Origin of the sequence: Bacillus subtilis subsp. subtilis str. 168, assembly GCF_000009045.1 — a bacterium.
Taxonomy (GTDB): Bacteria; Bacillota; Bacilli; order Bacillales; family Bacillaceae; genus Bacillus; species Bacillus subtilis.
Window position 1 is genome coordinate 2,107,495 of record NC_000964.3, and the last position, 17,330, is coordinate 2,124,824.

At 43.2% G+C, this 17,330-nt stretch carries 16 protein-coding genes; 3 read left to right on the forward strand and 13 right to left on the reverse strand.

The window, feature by feature from the left end; translation table 11 throughout:
• Positions 1 to 10: 10 nt before the first annotated feature.
• The 8 genes from odhB to cdaS all read right to left on the reverse strand — a co-directional run bounded on the left by odhB (position 11) and on the right by cdaS (position 11,633).
• Positions 11 to 1,264 (reverse strand): 2-oxoglutarate dehydrogenase complex (dihydrolipoamide transsuccinylase, E2 subunit), encoded by a 1,254-nt coding sequence (odhB, locus tag BSU_19360; RefSeq protein ID NP_389818.2) that lies wholly within the window; start codon positions 1,262 to 1,264, stop codon positions 11 to 13.
• A gap of 15 nt (positions 1,265 to 1,279) precedes the next feature.
• Positions 1,280 to 4,114, reverse strand: a complete 2,835-nt coding sequence (gene odhA, locus BSU_19370) for a 2-oxoglutarate dehydrogenase (E1 subunit) (protein NP_389819.3) — start codon at positions 4,112 to 4,114, stop codon at positions 1,280 to 1,282.
• Positions 4,115 to 4,342: 228 nt separating this feature from the next.
• Positions 4,343 to 6,259: a putative activator of nitric oxide reductase gene (gene yojO / locus BSU_19380; RefSeq protein ID NP_389820.2), complete on the reverse strand. Its 1,917-nt coding sequence runs from the start codon at positions 6,257 to 6,259 to the stop codon at positions 4,343 to 4,345.
• 10 nt (positions 6,260 to 6,269) lie between these two features.
• Positions 6,270 to 7,184, reverse strand: a complete 915-nt coding sequence (gene yojN, locus BSU_19390) for a putative nitric-oxide reductase associated protein (protein NP_389821.1) — start codon at positions 7,182 to 7,184, stop codon at positions 6,270 to 6,272.
• Positions 7,185 to 7,247: 63 nt separating this feature from the next.
• Positions 7,248 to 7,838, reverse strand: coding sequence for a superoxide dismutase (exported lipoprotein) (sodC, locus tag BSU_19400; RefSeq protein ID NP_389822.1), 591 nt, complete (start codon positions 7,836 to 7,838; stop codon positions 7,248 to 7,250).
• Between the two features lie 92 nt (positions 7,839 to 7,930).
• Entirely contained in the window at positions 7,931 to 9,175 is a 1,245-nt protein-coding gene (gene cwlS, locus BSU_19410; protein ID NP_389823.1) for a peptidoglycan hydrolase (cell wall-binding d,l-endopeptidase), read from the reverse strand.
• A gap of 381 nt (positions 9,176 to 9,556) precedes the next feature.
• Positions 9,557 to 10,774, reverse strand: coding sequence for a putative YDP-glycosyltransferase (gene yojK / locus BSU_19420; RefSeq protein ID NP_389824.2), 1,218 nt, complete (start codon positions 10,772 to 10,774; stop codon positions 9,557 to 9,559).
• A 235-nt stretch (positions 10,775 to 11,009) separates the two neighbouring features.
• Positions 11,010 to 11,633: a spore diadenylate cyclase gene (gene cdaS / locus BSU_19430; RefSeq protein NP_389825.3), complete on the reverse strand. Its 624-nt coding sequence runs from the start codon at positions 11,631 to 11,633 to the stop codon at positions 11,010 to 11,012.
• Positions 11,634 to 11,898: 265 nt separating this feature from the next.
• Between cdaS and mdtK the strand changes: the two genes are divergently transcribed.
• The gene (gene mdtK, locus BSU_19440) at positions 11,899 to 13,257 is read left to right on the forward strand and encodes a Na+-driven efflux MatE family protein (RefSeq protein ID NP_389826.1); all 1,359 of its coding nucleotides are present in this window, start codon (positions 11,899 to 11,901) and stop codon (positions 13,255 to 13,257) included.
• A gap of 15 nt (positions 13,258 to 13,272) precedes the next feature.
• Entirely contained in the window at positions 13,273 to 14,121 is an 849-nt protein-coding gene (rsbRC, locus tag BSU_19450; protein NP_389827.1) for a co-antagonist of RsbT; component of the anxiosome (stressosome), read from the forward strand.
• Positions 14,122 to 14,146: 25 nt separating this feature from the next.
• On the opposite strand, the gene bshBB is transcribed toward rsbRC, so the two are convergent.
• The 4 genes from bshBB to yojE all read right to left on the reverse strand — a co-directional run bounded on the left by bshBB (position 14,147) and on the right by yojE (position 16,428).
• Positions 14,147 to 14,812 (reverse strand): malate N-acetylglucosamine deacetylase (second enzyme), encoded by a 666-nt coding sequence (bshBB, locus tag BSU_19460; protein ID YP_054582.2) that lies wholly within the window; start codon positions 14,810 to 14,812, stop codon positions 14,147 to 14,149.
• Between the two features lie 18 nt (positions 14,813 to 14,830).
• Entirely contained in the window at positions 14,831 to 15,181 is a 351-nt protein-coding gene (gene yojF / locus BSU_19470; RefSeq protein ID NP_389829.1) for a conserved protein of unknown function (bacillithiol synthesis operon), read from the reverse strand.
• On the reverse strand, positions 15,178 to 15,456 hold the full coding sequence (gene yoyC, locus BSU_19479) for a hypothetical protein (RefSeq protein ID YP_003097741.1): 279 nt from the start codon (positions 15,454 to 15,456) through the stop codon (positions 15,178 to 15,180). Before yoyC ends, yojF begins: the two co-directional genes overlap by 4 nt.
• A gap of 75 nt (positions 15,457 to 15,531) precedes the next feature.
• On the reverse strand, positions 15,532 to 16,428 hold the full coding sequence (gene yojE, locus BSU_19480; protein NP_389830.2) for a putative N-acetylated toxic metabolites: 897 nt from the start codon (positions 16,426 to 16,428) through the stop codon (positions 15,532 to 15,534).
• Between the two features lie 98 nt (positions 16,429 to 16,526).
• Between yojE and gerT the strand changes: the two genes are divergently transcribed.
• A complete protein-coding gene (gene gerT / locus BSU_19490; protein ID YP_054583.1) occupies positions 16,527 to 17,000 on the forward strand; it encodes a component of the spore coat in 474 nt (157 codons plus the stop codon).
• 34 nt (positions 17,001 to 17,034) lie between these two features.
• On the opposite strand, the gene yojB is transcribed toward gerT, so the two are convergent.
• Entirely contained in the window at positions 17,035 to 17,271 is a 237-nt protein-coding gene (yojB, locus tag BSU_19510) for a hypothetical protein (protein ID NP_389832.1), read from the reverse strand.
• Between the last annotated feature and the right edge of the window lie 59 nt (positions 17,272 to 17,330).

Here is a 17,330-nt window from a genome sequence, read left to right on the forward strand (position 1 = left end):
CCCTTTTTTATTATCCTTCTAATAAAAGCTGTTCAGGATCTTCCAGTAAATTTTTGATTGTCACGAGGAAACCAACCGCTTCTTTACCGTCTACAATTCGGTGATCATAAGATAAAGCGATATACATCATCGGACGGTTTTCGAAACGCTCTTCATCAATGGCTACAGGGCGCAGCTGAATCTTATGCATGCCCAGTATACCGACTTGCGGGCTGTTTAAAATTGGAGTTGACATCAATGAACCGAAAGTCCCTCCGTTTGTAATCGTGAAGGAGCCTCCCTGAAGCTCGCTAAGGGTTAATTTATTGTTTCTTGCTTTTTTCGCAAGCTCGCCGATCTCTTTTTCGATTCCTGCAAATGTCAGGCGATCCGCATCCCGTACAACCGGAACGACAAGACCTTCATCAGCAGCAACAGCGATTCCGATATCGTAGAATTTTTTAACGATCAACTCATCGCCTTGAATTTCTGCATTCAACAGCGGATATTTTTTCAATGCAGCCACGACCGCTTTCGTGAAGAAAGACATAAAGCCGAGCTTCACTTCATTTTGCTCAAAAAATTGATCTTTGCGGCGTTTTCTGAGATTCATGACAGCCGTCATGTCCACTTCATTAAATGTAGTCAGCATCGCTGATGTTTGCTGTACCTCTACAAGGCGTTTTGCAATCGTTTGTCTGCGGCGTGACATTTTTTGCACTTCAACAGGTTTGTCAAAGCTTTGCTGTGCTTTTTGAGCCTGAGGCTGCTGCTTTTGCTGAGGAGCCGGTTTTGATGCCGGTTTTTCGTACGCTTCGACATCCTGCTTGCGCACTCTTCCAAGCGGATCTCCAGTTGGAACTTGAGACAGGTCAATTCCTTTTTCTCTCGCAAGCTTACGGGCCGACGGAGAAGCGATCGTTCTTGATTTTGCTTCAGATTGTGCTTCCTCGCTCACCTCTTGTGCAGCTGGTTCAGCCTGTTTCTCTTCTTTTACGCTTTCCTTGCTTTCTGTTTTCTCTGTAGGAGCAGGGGCAGAACTTTCACCCGCGCCTTCTGAAATCGTACCGATAATTTCTCCGACCTGGACGGTATCACCCGAATCTTTCAATACCTCTTGAAGTACACCCGATTCTTCTGCTGTCAATTCAACATTCACTTTATCCGTTTCTAGTTCAAGCAGATATTCACCCTGTTCTACATAGTCACCAGGCTGCTTTAACCATTGGGCTATTGTTCCTTCTGAGATTGATTCTGCTAATTCAGGTACCTTAATTTCCGCCATTTTTTCATTTCCCCCTTAGTTTTTGCGAGTCAAGCTATCAGATACAATACGTTCCTGTTCTTTTTTATGAACTGTCGGATCTCCCTCTGCAGGGCTGGATCGTCTTCTTCGTCCAATATATTGAACGCTTACTCCCTCTGGTGCAATCTCTGTCAAATACGGGCTGATATAACCCCAAGCCCCCATGTTCTGCGGCTCTTCCTGCACCCAAACGATTTCTTTCAGGTTCGGAAGTTTTGCAAATAATTCTTTGACTCCTTTTGCCGGGAATGGATACAGCTGTTCGATTCTCGCAATGTGAAGCCACTCTTTACCGTCTTCTAACTTATTAAAATGATCGCTAATGTCTATAGACACTTTACCGCTGGATAATACAAGTCTGGTTACTTTTTCATAGTCATGAGAAAGTCCCGACTGTTCATAAACAGGCTGGAAGCGGCTTTCGCTGAGCTCCTGCACTTCCGACACCGTATTTGGGTTGCGAAGAAGGCTCTTCGGCGTCATAATGACGAGCGGTCTGATTTCTTCACGAAGCAGCATTTTAGCCTGTCTTCTTAAAATATGGAAATACTGTGCCGCGCTTGTCAGGTTGGCAACCGTCCAGTTGTTTTCCGCTGCAAGCTGCAGGAATCGCTCAATTCTTCCGCTTGAGTGCTCAGGCCCCTGTCCCTCGTAACCGTGCGGGAGCAGCATGACTAATCCGGATTTTTGGCCCCATTTCGCGCGTCCGGCAGAAATAAATTGGTCAAAATACACTTGAGCAGCGTTGGCAAAATCTCCGTACTGTGCTTCCCACAAAACAAGCGTTTCCGGTGAATGCACGTTATAGCCGTATTCAAAACCGAGAACCGATCCTTCAGACAGCGGGCTGTTATGAACAGCAAATGATGTGCTGCAGTCAGATAAGTGATGAAGCGGCACAAATTCTTTGCCCGTCTCACTGTCATGAAGCACAAGGTTTCTTTGGGCGAACGTTCCGCGCTCGGAATCCTGTCCTGTTAAACGAATCGGTGTTCCGTCTTTCAAAATTGAAGCAAACGCGAGTGATTCTGCCAAAGACCATTCCACTTTTCTGTCATCATCGAACGCCTTGGCGCGTCTTTCTAAAATGCGCTTTAGCTTGCCGAAAACATTAAATGACTCCGGCCAGTTGATCAATTCGCCATTCAGCTTGCGGAGCACATCAAAATCAATCGAAGTGTCCACATCTGGGAAACCGTTTGATACAGGCTCTGGAAGTTCAATTTCACAAGCAGTGTGTTCCTTTTTAGACGGAACTTTCTGATATGCATCCTCAATGCGCTTCGTTACCGATTTTTCGATGTTTTGAACGACTTCCTCGGTAACCACGCCTTCTTTTACCAGCTTTTCAGCGAAAATTTGTTTGACGGTCGGATGCTTTCTGACAGCATCATACAGCATTGGCTGAGTGGTTGACGGTTCATCCATTTCGTTGTGTCCATAGCGTCTGTACCCGATCAAATCAATCAGAAAATCCTTGTTGAATGTTTTTCGGTATTCGACCGCAAACTTAACAGCTGAAAGACAAGCTTCAGGATCGTCCGCATTCACGTGAACAATCGGAATTTCATAACCCTTGGCCAGGTCGCTGGCATATTTTGTCGATCTGGATTCAGCGCTTTCTGTTGTGAATCCGATCATGTTATTGGCGATAATATGAATCGCACCGCCTACTTGATACCCTTTTAAAGAGCTTAAATTCAATGTTTCAGCTACAATTCCTTCCCCAGGGAATGCAGCGTCTCCATGGATTAAAATGGCCAGCGATTTTGTTTCATCTTGTACCGGGTATCCGCTTTGTGTTCGCGTTTCCTGTGCCGCTCTTGTGCTGCCTTCAACAATCGGATTGATAAATTCCAAGTGGCTCGGGTTGTTCGCTAACGTAATGCGCGCTGATTTTGTTTCAGCGTCTTGAAGCTCCCGATTCGCCCCCAAATGGTATTTGACATCCCCCGTCCATCCGTAGCTGATTCCAATGGATCCCTCAGACGGTACAAGATCTTTGTTCGGCGCATGCTGGAATTCAGAGAAGATGATTTCATACGGTTTGCCGAGCACATGTGCCAAGACATTCAGGCGTCCCCTGTGCGCCATCCCGATGTTGACACTTGTCGTGCCTGATTTGACAGATTGTGCAATAATGTCATCAAGCACTGGAACAAGAGCGTCCAGACCCTCAATGGAAAAGCGCTTCTGCCCGACGAATGTGCGGTGCAAAAACTGCTCAAAGCCCTCTACTTCTGTCAATCTTTCCAGCACAGCTGACAGCTTTTCAGCTGAGTTCTTCTGGAACAGCTCGCCAGATTCAATCTTTCTTGTCAGCCACTCGCGCTCTTTGAAGTCATGCACATGGTCAAATTCAAAAGAGATGGTTCTTTTATACGTATTTCGTAAATACTGAATGGCTTCTAAACCGTTCGAAATGTTTTTAGGAGCGTCTTTGCAGATGACAGACGCAGGTATTGCTTTTATTTCCTCTTCTGTTAGCCCGTAATCGGATAATGGAAAAAGTTCGCTCTTTTTCTCATCCTTTCTGAGCGGATTGACGGAAGCGTTCAAATGGCCATAGGTTCGGATATCTTCTGCAAGTCTGACTGCGGATGCGATCTTTTGAATCAGATCGGCTGTAACACGTCCCTTTTCTTTTGTTCCCGAGGCCTCTTTTATATCGCTTGGCGGAGCACCGAGCTCGTCGAACATTTCCTTCAAATCCGGGTCAATGCTGTTCGGATCCTGGGTATACTGATCGTAAAGCTCCAGCGCATAGCCGAGGTTCGGACCGTAAAAATCTTCCCAATTCATTCGTTGTTTCATACTATTTTGAAACATTTGAATATTACCCCCAACTTAAATAATCAAGTGATTGATTCACTATCTTGAAATAACTTTCGAACGCTGTGTCCAAAATTATGTAATAAAAACGCTTCCAACGATATTTTACCACTGTTTGCAATTTGATTCTACCTTGATTGTTCACAAAATAGTAAAAAACCTTTATAAAAAACAAAAAATTTAATCATTCGAAAAAACAAACGCCAAAAAGCATAGGATTAAGGGCTATCCTATGCTTTTATGAAGCAGTTTTTTCAGCAGCGGATACAAAACATCCGGTAGCTGATCAACATCCGGGACAAATATACTGAATTTTCCGTACATATCCTGGATCGTCTTCATTTGCGATTCTTCTATTTCTGAGTTGGAGAGAAAAACATTTATCACTTCTATTCCTCTTTTTCGGGCTTCGATAACCGCCTCACTTGTATCAACGATCCCATTTTGTTCGTAGCCAAATGCGGCCGGCTCTCCATCTGAGAAAACAATTAAGAACTTTTGCGCCTCGCTGCGATGCAGCATTTTTTTCGTCATCTGCCTAATTGCGTACCCGTCACGGTTATCTTCTTCTGGCTCAAGCTGCATAATGGCCGGTCCAGAATCTTGTCTTAATGATGATTGGAAGGGAATAACCGTATTGAAATAGTTTGGCTGGCTTTTTTCGGTTGCATCATTTGTGTCCTCCCAAAAACCGACAATCTGATGCGGAACCGCTACCGATTTCAACGCTTCGTGAAACAGCACGATTCCTCGTTTTGTTTCGTCCATTTTGTCGAACATGCTGGCGGAACAATCGACCAGCAATGTAAAAACTGCGTCGATTTCTGAAGATGGTTCTTGCTTTTTGTAGAACAGGCGCGGATTTCGCTCAGTGAAGTAACGAAGAAGCTTATTGTTCAGTCTCCCGGCATGAAGGTCTGTTCTCGGCAATGTTTTTTTATGCTCCAGCGTTTTTTGAATCATTTGTTTCAAACGCTTTTGATACGATTCAATCGTTTTTGCCTGCTGTTTATAAGAAAGCTCTTCTTCACTGGTTGCCGGCTGCGGTTCTTTATAAATTGGAAATGCATATTTATTTTCTTTGCCGTCAGCCATACCCGCTCCGTTCGGCTGGTCTTTTTGGGACTCCAGCGCTTCCAGCTTGGAATAGTCTTTCCGTTTCGTTTGTCTGGCTGATCCTTGAACAGAGCCAAGGGCCTGATCTCCATCGTCGCCTTCCCTTGAAGCATCTTTTCCTAAATCTGATTTTGCGCCGTGTTCAATATCAAATTGAAGGAAGCTTTTAGACGGTGCTTCTGTTTCCCGGTGCCATGTCGGCATTTCTTCTTCATGGATATCCTCATCACCGTCTGATTGTTTTGGAAGCGTGATGTCATCACTCAGCTTCGGCGCTTTTTTCTCTTCTTCAAATAACGGCTGTTCTGCAGCTTTTGCGTAATCAAGCTCAGGCAAAAAGAAGTAGGTGTTCAACATGTCTTTATCGAGTACCTCTTCAAGTCCGTCCATGAGGTCCTCAACAATTTTCAGAACCTGCCGTGTCGAATCTGCTTCATACACACGCAAGAGCTGCTGCTCAATAAACGGGCGCATCAGATCGATATCTTCACGCATGGATGGAAGGGTCTCGAGCGGCGATTCCGCTGTGAGCTTGAAATAGATCGCGCAAAAGAGCGCATCGGTAAAAATGCTTCGTTCCAAATTTAAGGTCAGCTGGGTTGAGAAATGTTTTCTGTACATGTCTTTTCGCTTCGCAAATACATGTTTCGTACCCGGGCGCTCACGTTTGATGCATTCTTCGATCCTAATGTCTTCAAGCAGCATAAAGAGCTGCTTGGCAAAACTTTTAAACGTAAGATGGCGATGGATATCATTCAAAAAGTTCGCAAACTCATGCAGCGAGCTATATCTTGTTCCGACTGAACGCAGGTAGACGTCGCTTTTCAGACCCGCTTCCATGTCCTCAGCTGCCCTGTCTTTCCAAAAGTGGCTCATATAGATTTTCTTTTCAAATGGATTGTAATAGGACTGAACGCCATACTCCACTTCTACCGCTTCACTCTTGGTGAGTGTTTTGGCCAAATCAGTCAGCATCATAAATAAAAATGAATCAATCGTGCTGTCGTTAAATTTGATAAATTTCATCGCAGCCCCCTCATTCAAACAGAGTTTCTGCAATATTTCGGACAGCCGCTTTTTCCCGATCATCATCAAGCTTTTCTACAATTCCCCGCTCAATGGCACGACGCGGCGGAATATAAGCAGCTAAATCACATGTATCGATTAAAGCTCTGATGGATGCCGCTTCTTCAGACACCTGTCCGTTATTGGCCTGAACGATCAAGTCAGAGGAAAGCGTGATAAATCTGTCAATCAATTTCTCGTCTTTCAAGGCTGACTGAGACATGAGCACTTGTTTCAGCAGCTCGCCTTTAATATAAGGCACATCAATGATGACAAAACGGTTTTTCAACGCTTCATTCAGAGGAACAGTTCCGACATAGCCTTCATTGATGGCTGCAATGACTCCGAAACCGCTTTTAGCCCGTATGACCTCGCCTGTAAACGGATTTGTCATCATTTTTCTGTAATCTAATACACCGTTTAGAATAGGCAGTGTTTCCGGCTTCGCCATATTGATTTCATCTATATAAAGAAAATGGCCTTCCTTCATTGCCTTTGTAACAGGTCCTGAAACAAACTCGATTGTTGCCTGGCCAGATTGATTTTCAATCGTTTTATAACCGACCAATGCCTCAGCGTCCAAGTCGACTGAACAGTTGACGCTGTGCATCGGTTTATGAAAATAGCTGGACAATGTTTCTGCCAGCTTTGTTTTTCCTGAACCTGTAGGCCCTTTCAGCAGGACATTTTTCCCCATGGCTAATGCAATAATGGCGTCAAATAAAATGGCTTCATCCTCCGCCTCATAGCCTGATGTTCCTATAAGCGATTGAAACTCTGGGGAAATAGGCTGCTCTTTATATGATAAAAGCTTTTGTTGTATATCTTCCGGCAATGTTAAGTGCTGTAGTTGAGTTGTCATAGACAGATTCCCTTTCCTATTCATATTCCATTAACGAGTATACTAAAAAAGCCCCTGTATGCTCAATACAAAAGGGCCTGGATGATATTACTGCTTCTCGTTATTTCCCAAAAGGGCTCCGCAGACAATACGCGCACCGGAATTGCCGCTTGGGTTTGTCAGATAATCGTCCGCTTGTTCATGAATAATAAATGCACTTCCGTCCTCGTCGAGAATATTTAGTTTACTTCCTTTTTTCAGTGAAGTGTCAGGCGCATTCATTATGACATCTACCTTTCCATCAGCACCGACTTCAAGGTTCGGCAGATCTCCGGCATGATGCCCCATCGGATTATTAAAGCCGTGTTCTTTGTTCAGTGGATTAAAGGGACCGCCCGCTGATTCAAAATCCGGCCTGACACAAGAACCTTTCTCATAAATATGAAAACCGAGAGAAGCACCTGGACGCAGGCTGTTTGCGGAAATATGAATATCGAGGCCTTCATCATCTGATTCTTTGATCTCTATAAAACCGACTGCTTTCCCTTCACGATTGACCAGCTGGACATGATGACCAAACGCTGACGTTTCAACCACTTTTTTTTCCGGCACCCGGTTAGGAGGGTCTGGAGGTTTTTTTTGTCCGCATCCGGCAACTCCCAGTGCCGTCAGCATCATCAACAGCAAGAGACGGTGCATACTGTCTCCCCCTTGTTTTTTCTAACAGTGTGGTCAATCATTGTCTGGTATAAACAAAAAAGCCTATAAAAGGCTTTTTGTCATACTCATTTTTAAAAATAACTTCTTGCGCCCAAGTACCGCTGTTTCCAATACGAATTGCTGAGATTGGAAATGTCGACGCCCGATGAGCTTGCATGAATAAAATCACCGCCGCCTAGATAAATCCCCATGTGAGACGGGCCGGATTTATATGTGGTAAAGAAGACAAAGTCTCCTACTGACGGCTGGCTGACTTTCTGCATGACATTCCAATACCCTGCCGTACTCAATCTTGATATAGATGATACATTATTAATGAGGTAATAAATGAAGCCGCTGCAATCAAAACCGGCAGGCGTGTTTCCGCCCCATCGGTAAGGCACTCCGACATATTTTTTCGCTTCCGTTATCATTCTGTCAATCTTCGAACCTATTTGAATGTTTGACCCTGAGTTATCTTTTGGCTTTGTTGGCTTTGTCGGATTTGAAGGATTAGATTTTGATGCTCCCGAAATAGTCAGAACCTGCCCGATTTGCAACACATCCGATGATAAATTGTTTTTATCACGGATGCTTTGGACAGTGACTCCGAGCCGATTTGCAATTTTCCACAGCGAATCGCCTGCTTTTACCTTGTACGTCGTTGTTTTTGAGGGATTGGAGTTTGACGGCTTTTTGGAACCGCTGTTTCCGTTCTTAGGTGAACTGCTTCCTTTTATTTTGAGCACCTGTTTAGGATAAAGTGTATCTGATGTTAAGCCATTTAAGGTTTTTAATTCGGCTACAGTCATATTTAAGCTGTTTGCGATTTTCCACAGTGAGTCACCAAGCTTGACCGTATATGTACTTTTTGAAGAACCTGAAGAATTGGAACCGCTGTTTTTCTTTGATCCATTTGATCCGCTTGAACTGCTTGTCCCTTTGATCTTAAGCTTTTGCCCCGGACGAATCAGGTCACTGCTCAGGCTGTTTAAGCTTTTAAGCTCAGAAACACTCATTTTATGATTTTTAGCAATCATCCATAGGGAATCACCATATGCAACTGTGTATGTTGATGTTTTGCTTGAATTAGATGGGGATGTCGTGCTTTTTTTGCTGCTTTCAGGAACCTTAAGACTTTGTCCGACATAAAGCACCGTTGATTTCAATTTGTTTTCGGATTTCAGAGCTGATATTGTCGTATCATACTGGCGGGAAAGTTTCCAAAGAGAGTCACCGCTTTTTACTTTTATCGTTTTTGCTTCCGCGGGTGCTGCGGCCATCGACGACCCAACAACTGCAGAAACAGCCAAGCCGGCTACAATCTTCTTTTTCATTCATTCAACCTCCTAAACTGTTTTTTTGCAAAAACAGCTAGTATTTTGTTTCCAAAAATGGCACACAACTGTTTTATCGTCAATTTTTCAGCAAGTTAAACCCTTTTCAAACATTTGGCGCAGCATTTTCAGCATCGTTCGACCTTTAAACCTTCAAATAAACATCTAACATTTTACATAAGCACGATATGTTTTTCGAAAGTCTAAGGAACTATTTAAGCGAGGGTAAAAATGATGGTTTTCTATTGATGAACGAAGCAGTTTCTCCTCCTTTCTTGTCTATTTTTCTAATCAATTCTCTATCGGCGTGTCAAATCCCTTCCTCTGCATTCTTATGAAATGGCAAAAAGCCTGTTCTTTCGATAAGAACAGGCTTTTACACTATGCATTTGCTGATTGAGTTTTTTGTTTTACAGCTTCAAGAATGCTGTCGGCTGCTTTTTTAGAGCCGCCTGCCGCTTTCAGTGATTGTCCAATTTCTTTTGCCTTTTCAGCATACGAACGATTATTCATTACTTCTTGTATCGTCTCTTTCAGTAGGCTTTCAGACAATTCTTCCTTTTTAATTACTTTTCCTGCGCCGACTTTTTCTACCTGATCTGCGACAACAAATTGGTCGCCTCCCATCGGAATGACAACGAGCGGGGTTTCAAAATACAAACCTTCACTTGTGCTGTTCATTCCGCCGTGGGTCACAAATAAGCTGGCTCTTTTCAAGATCTCAAGCTGAGGGACATACGGGCGTACAATGAAATTCTCCGGAATGTCGTTTAACTCACTTGTTTTAATATGCTTGCCGATGGAAAGCACAACTTTACCGTCAAAGTCCTTACACACTTCAAGGCATTGATTAAAAAACTGCTTTTGATTATTAAAAATGGTTCCCATTGAAATAAACAGCACGTTTTCATTGTCAATCTGATCAAATGGGAAATCATTGTTTCCGGCTCTTTCTGTAATGGAAGGACCGACAAATACATATCGCTCGCCAAATTGCTCAGCCAGTGGCTGAAATCCCCTTGATGTAAAGACGATTGTCAAGTCACCATCAGCTAAAAAAACATCAAATGGCTTCTTGATCTCTGCTTGAAAATCAGCATTTAACGTTTCTGCAAGCTGCTGGTATGATTCATAATGAGGCGAATCTTCAAGTGATCCTTTCATGTACGCTCCCATCATTTCCTTCGCAAATTCCTCATTCATCGCAAAGGTTGTACACAATGAAAATCTTGGCAGCTTCAGCATGTTGGCAATGACTTTACCCGCGAGAAGATGGTGATCATATATGACATAATCATACGATTCATGTTTGACTTCCTCATAAATATGAGTCGCGATATCCTTACAGGCTTTCAAAAAAGCGCAGAGCATTTCTGTGAAATCTCTTTCTTCATCGCCGGTTGCGTTTTTCCCGAAGTAATCTCCTCTGAAATCATGATACTCACGAAACTCTATATCAAGAGCTGTGATTTTTTCTTTATATTCCTTCACTGCGTAGTACGTAATGTTTTCTCCCCGGGATTTCAGCTCCTTCATCACACCGATAGAGGGATTAATATGCCCTTCACCGGGGAAACCGATCATTAATACATTAGCCATGCGGCAGCACCCTTCCTTTGAGAATTTATGTAATATTTTATACGGTACTATAAATGCATAAACAGGTAAAGTATTTCACTTAATTAATATTCATCATATATAACTTTTCTACCAGTTTATATTCCCTGTCTTCAAGACAAAAAGCATTCAGCTTGAAGCGAATGCTTTAATAAAGATGCGAATTCAGTCATTTTGTCTCATGATAGGATTCTTAATCAGGCCCTTTTTATTATTTTTACGTTCTTGGTGAAATTAACGGATATAATACACCGTCTTTGGCAAACGACATCTTCCCTGTTTCCTCTGAAACCACGAGCACCAGTGCATCCGTATAGCCCGACATACCAAGAGCCGCCCGGTGCCGGGTTCCCAAATGGATATCCACTTCCTTCGTCGTCAGCGGGAGCACATTGGCTGCTGACACGAGTTTGTTTTCCCTCACTAATAAAGCGCCGTCATGAAGAGGGTTTCCGGGAAAAAAGATGCTTTCAATTAATGAAGAGCTGATCTCGGCGTGTAGGGAGGTGCCTTTTTGAATAAAACGTTCAACCGGGTCTGCTCTTTCAATCACAATTAAAGCTCCATGCTTATGTTCCGATAAGGCTTTAATCGCCTTGGCCAGCTCAATAAATGCCGGCGTAAATTCCTCAATGTATGATTGCAAATAAAAGGAGGATGCAATCCCCTGCATGTCCTGAAAAACGTGCCCCAAATCATCTAATTCACAAAGGAGACACTGGTCTTTTTCGTGAAGCGTTTTCAAGATTAGAGATGCATCACCTAATATTTGCTCTAAGTACACCTGTATTTTCCCCTTGAACGCATTTTCTGATATCTGCTCATAGCGCATAGCCTTCATCTCCTGTTTAAATTTCCAACTTTTCACGAATGCTTATCTTATTGATGCACATTCTATTGGTAAAGGAGGGATGTAAAGAATGGAAATCGAAAGAATCATTCAGTATATTTGCACCTTTTTAGGCGTGATTTCGCTTTCTTTTATTTATGCCCAAATGTTTAGAAAAACGAAACCGACAAAAAAAGAATAGGCCCGGCGTTCATTGCTTTTTATACATAAAATGTTATAATTTCTCTCGTTATGAAAAAGAAACGGAGATCAATGTATGAAAGAAACTCAAAACGCCCGGGAAAAAATCAAACAGCTCTTGCACATTTTAATACCGATATTCATTACCCAAGCGGGGCTTTCTCTGATCACTTTTCTAGATACTGTGATGTCAGGGAAAGTCAGCCCCGCTGATTTAGCTGGTGTCGCCATTGGCTCAAGCCTTTGGACCCCTGTTTACACAGGACTTGCAGGTATATTAATGGCGGTCACCCCGATTGTCGCTCAGTTATTAGGTGCAGAGAAAAAACAGAAGATTCCCTTTACTGTTTTACAAGCTGTATACGTGGCCGCGCTTCTTAGCATCGCCGTTTTAGTGATTGGATATGCTGCAGTTGACCTTATTCTTGGCCGATTGAACCTTGATATTCACGTGCATCAGATTGCTAAACACTTTTTAGGCTTTTTATCACTGGGAATTTTCCCTTTATTTGTTTACACCGTGTTGAGATCATTCATCGACTCATTAGGAAAAACGAGAGTCACCATGATGATTACACTCAGTTCTCTTCCAATCAATTTTGTATTGAATTATGTATTTATCTTCGGGAAGTTCGGAATGCCGGCACTTGGAGGTGTAGGCGCGGGACTGGCATCCGCGTTAACTTACTGGTGTATATGCATCATCAGTTTTTTCATTATTCATAAAAACGCACCGTTTTCTGAATACGGGATTTTTCTTACCATGTATAAGTTCTCTTGGAAAGCATGCAAAAATTTGCTCAAAATCGGGCTGCCTATTGGGTTCGCCGTGTTTTTTGAAACGAGCATTTTCGCAGCTGTCACGCTTCTCATGAGCCATTTTCATACAGTGACCATCGCGTCCCACCAGGCAGCCATGAATTTTGCGTCTCTTTTATATATGCTGCCGCTTAGCGTGTCCATGGCTCTAACAATTGTTGTCGGATTTGAAGCGGGTGCAGCCCGTTTTAAGGATGCACGCTCATATAGCTTAATCGGCATCATGATGGCGATCGGCTTTTCTTTGTTCACTGCCGCCTGTATCCTTTTATTCAGAGAGCAAATTGCGGGCATGTACACTTCTGACCCCGATGTGCTCCGGCTGACACAGCACTTTTTAATTTATGCGCTATTTTTTCAGCTTTCCGATGCTGTTGCCGCACCGATCCAGGGAGCACTCAGAGGGTACAAAGATGTGAACTATACGCTTGCGGCCGCTTTTGTCTCTTACTGGGTCATTGGCCTTCCGGTCGGTTATATGGTCGGTACGTTTACAAGCCTCGGTGCATTCGGCTATTGGATTGGATTAATAGCGGGACTCGCCGCCGGAGCAGTTGGGCTGTTTTTCAGGCTGGCAAAACTGCAAAAACGTTATTCGCAAAAACAACACATTTAAAAGAGGTGATCAATCATGGCAAAAAACAAAAAATTATTCGAGTATCTTTCCCAGCATGCGGAAACCATCAGTTCAACATGGTATGAAACAATCGAGGAGACTGATCCCAATTCCATTTATGCCTCAACAGACCCTGTTGTCATTCACAATTTAAAGAGCCAGAATCTTGCCTTTAACTATAAAATAAACCGTATTTTTATAGATGATGAGGACGTATACTTGCCTATACTGAAAGAATGGGCCTTTGAAGTCACACAGGATCAAGAGCATTTAAAAACTCCTATCCACTATATTATTCGGGAGTTTGTCAGAGTGAGAGATTTATATGTTTCTTATGTGAAAGAATTTGTCCATCTCAATCAGAATACTGTGAAAAGCGAAGAAGCCGAAGACCTGTATCACGCCCTTATAAAAGCGTTTGATCTTGTGATTCATATTTTTATAGAAGAAATGTACAAAAACACAAGCCTTCAGCTTCAGGCCCAAAAAGATATGATTACTGAATTGAGCGCTCCGGTCATCGTGCTGTTTCACAGCGTCGGACTGCTGCCTTTAATCGGAGATATTGATACAGTCCGCGCCAAGCTGATTATGGAAAACACACTGCATCAATGTGCGAAAAAAAAGGTGACACAACTGTATATTGATTTGTCAGGAGTAGCTGTGATTGATACGATGGTTGCCCATCAGCTGTTCAGTCTGATTGAGGCGCTTCGTTTAATCGGTGTTTCTTCAACTTTGTCTGGAATCCGTCCGGAAATCGCGCAAACAGCGGTTCAGCTAGGTTTGTCTTTCGAAGGTATTTCCTTGAGATCCACTCTCGCTTCAGCTATTGCATCGGACTTAAAATTAAAAAAGGTATAAGGCTTAAGGCCTTATACCTTTTTGATTAATCATTCCATTGATACGTCCAATATATTTCTTCTTCAAACCATGTTGCCATAACAGGTTCATTATTTTTCAATTTCTCTTCAAGCTCTCTGAGCATGCCTTCTGTTTGTGTGCGGTGAGCTCTTAACGCATTCATTTTAATATCAGCTACTTCTTTGATATCAAGTACGACATCAGCTTCGCCGAGAACCTCTTCTCTGTTGCGGGTAATGGCCATGCAGATTGTACGCGGACGGTCTTCTTTCTTTTTGCGGTATAATGCACGGATAACCGCTTCCCCGCATGCATCATGGTCAGGGTGCACACCGTGTCCGGGATAAAATGTGACAATTAAACTTGGTTTTACATCATCTATGATCTCTTCCATGATATCAGCTAAATACTCATCGTCTTCAAATTCGAGCGTTTTGTCACGGAGTCCAAGCATCCGAAGGTCATTGATATCCATTTCTTTGCAAGCGTTGATGAGCTCTTGTTTTCTTAGCAGCGGCAACGTTTCCCGATTCGCGAAAAATGGATCGCCCATATTTCTGCCCATTTCACCTAAAGTGGCGCAGGCATACGTAACGGGAATGTCTTTTTTTCTGTTTAAGGCAATGAGGCCTGCCACTCCATATGATTCATCATCAGGGTGAGGCAGGATTACTAGTACATGTTCTTTCATTATTATTCACCCTTTTCTTTAAACTGTGAACGGTTTTTCGCTGATTTGCAGAGAAATAGCCAGTTTACCGCCCGGCAGGTGTCCCGCCATTAATAAACGGTTTTCTTCATCTACCGTGTATTCAGTCAAGCCTTCAGCATAAATCCAGCCTTCTTCTGTTTTCAAGCCAACGCGGTAAGGCCCGTTGCCTTTGATTTTTGCCTGATGATAAGTGACTTTTGCATTGCGAATATACGCAACAACCGTCATGTTCTTTTCATTTAAGTGCGCTGAATAAGAACCTGTGGTGGTTTCTAAATGGATATATACAGGGCGGTCCGCATATCGTTCTAAAGATGCTTGCACATCTTCTTTTATGATCGCTTTCATGATTGCTCCCCTCTTTCTTCTTTTAAATACTCTGCACGTTCTGTATGTAATTTGACCAGCTGATATTTCACAGCCGGTTCGAGCTGTGAATTCACAATGCGCTGAATCGCGGCAAAATATTTTTCCAGCATCGGTTTTCGGAGTCTTGGATGTGTTCGTTTATCCAAGAGCTCAAGATCAATCGCCTCTGCTACCGCTTCTGCGTCATCATGTGCGAGAGATCGGTTATTCCAAAGTGAAGCATAGGCTTTCACTATCTCTTTATCATTGTCCATCGTCTTGCTCCTTTATGTCTTACATACATGAAATGATTATACATAATATATGCATCAGCTGAAAAGCCAAAGGCCTCAATGGCTTTTTGACGCCCGTTTCCACTTCACTTGTGAAAACGTAAACAAGAGCAGCGCAGCCCATATACAGCTGAATGTAAAAGCCTTCGAGCTTGAAAATGGCTCATGGTAAACAAACAGCCCGATCAGCAGGGTAATGGTCGGCGCAATATATTGTAAGATACCGACTTGATACAGTGGCAGCCGTTTCGCTCCTTCCGCAAACAATAAGAGCGGCAAAGCCGTAAACACACCGGCCAAAAAGAGAAGCAGCCACGTCCCTCCGCTTTCTGCACCCGCTGGCTGAACATGTCCGCTGAACAGCAAATACCCCAATGCAATGGGCATAATCATGAATGTTTCCAGCGTTAAACCGATGGCGCTCGGCAGGCTTGTTCTTTTTTTGCTTAACCCGTACAGCCCAAAGCTGAATGCGAGCAGAAGCGCAACATAAGGAATGGAGCCGTATTGGAACGCCGAGATGATGACACCGGCTGCCGCAATCGAAACGGCCACTAATTGCAGGCGATTCAGTTTTTCCTTTAAAAATAAAATCCCAAGGAGCACTGATACAAGCGGATTAATGTAATAGCCAAGACTAGCCTCAAGCAAAAAGCCATGGTTGACAGCCCATATGTATACAAACCAGTTGATCGAAATCAGGATAGAAGCAAGAAATAAAGAGAGGATCCCTCCGTTCTTTTTCAGAGAGCGCAACTCCTGCCATCCTATTTTCCATTGCCGCAAGAAAAAAAGTACGATACACATAAAAACAAAAGACCATATAATACGATGAGCCAAAATATCAAGAGCCGGCAGCTGTTCGAGAAGCTTCCAATAGAGCGGAAACAGGCCCCACATGATAAATGAAACGGCTGTGTAAATAACGCCTTTTTTTGTTTCTGCATGTTGCATTGATATCCCTGCCTTTCTTTAGAGCATCTTATATTATATCACGTGAAAGATCTGGTGGGCATATACTATTTTGTCCGTGAAGAAAGGATGTGAAGACAATGTTTGAGTGGAACAAGTACTTTCCTTTCCACAATCAATTTTCTAAAGAAGCATTAAAAAAAGCTGATCCGAAAGAAGTTGAAACGTATGTCAATCGTGTGATGGAAAGTGTGTTCGGCAGTGATTATGCGGCTCAATTTCCTTTCCGCGATCCTCTCCCCCAAAAAGAACATCCCGCCAAACCTGATGCAAAACCTGATGTCAAACCTGATATTGATATATTCGAAACAGCAGACCATGTGTTTGTAAAGGTGCCAATCAGCGAAGAATGGCTGGAACAAGTGAGAATCAAACACACATCTCACGAATTATGGTTGGAAAACCTCCCAAGAGCAGATCATCCGAAAAAAGTAAACCTTCCTTGTTTAGTCAAACGCAAAGGAACAAAAGCCGTCTATAAGGATGGCCTTCTGGAAGTCATGTTTCAAAAGCAGCAAGACTACAATATGTCCGAGGTAGAAATCATCCGATAAAAAACGGCCTGCAATCGATGCAGGCCGTTTTTTATTAATAGAAGCCGGGATATCCCCCGTATGGCACGCCGGCACCAAAACCGTACGGTCCGCCTCCATATCCATAAGGGCCAGGAGGATAGGCATAGGGACGAGAATAGTTAAACAGCGCACTCCCGAGAAAACCGCCTAATAAACCGCCGACTAGAGGAGCGCCAAACAAAAAAGGACTACGCGCCGGATATCCGGCTGGACCTGGGATTCCGCGTAAATACGAATGATGAGGGTACATGATTTTTTCCTCCTTTATGTCTGCCTATACGTAAAGTATTCAGCAAGGAAGAAAAACGA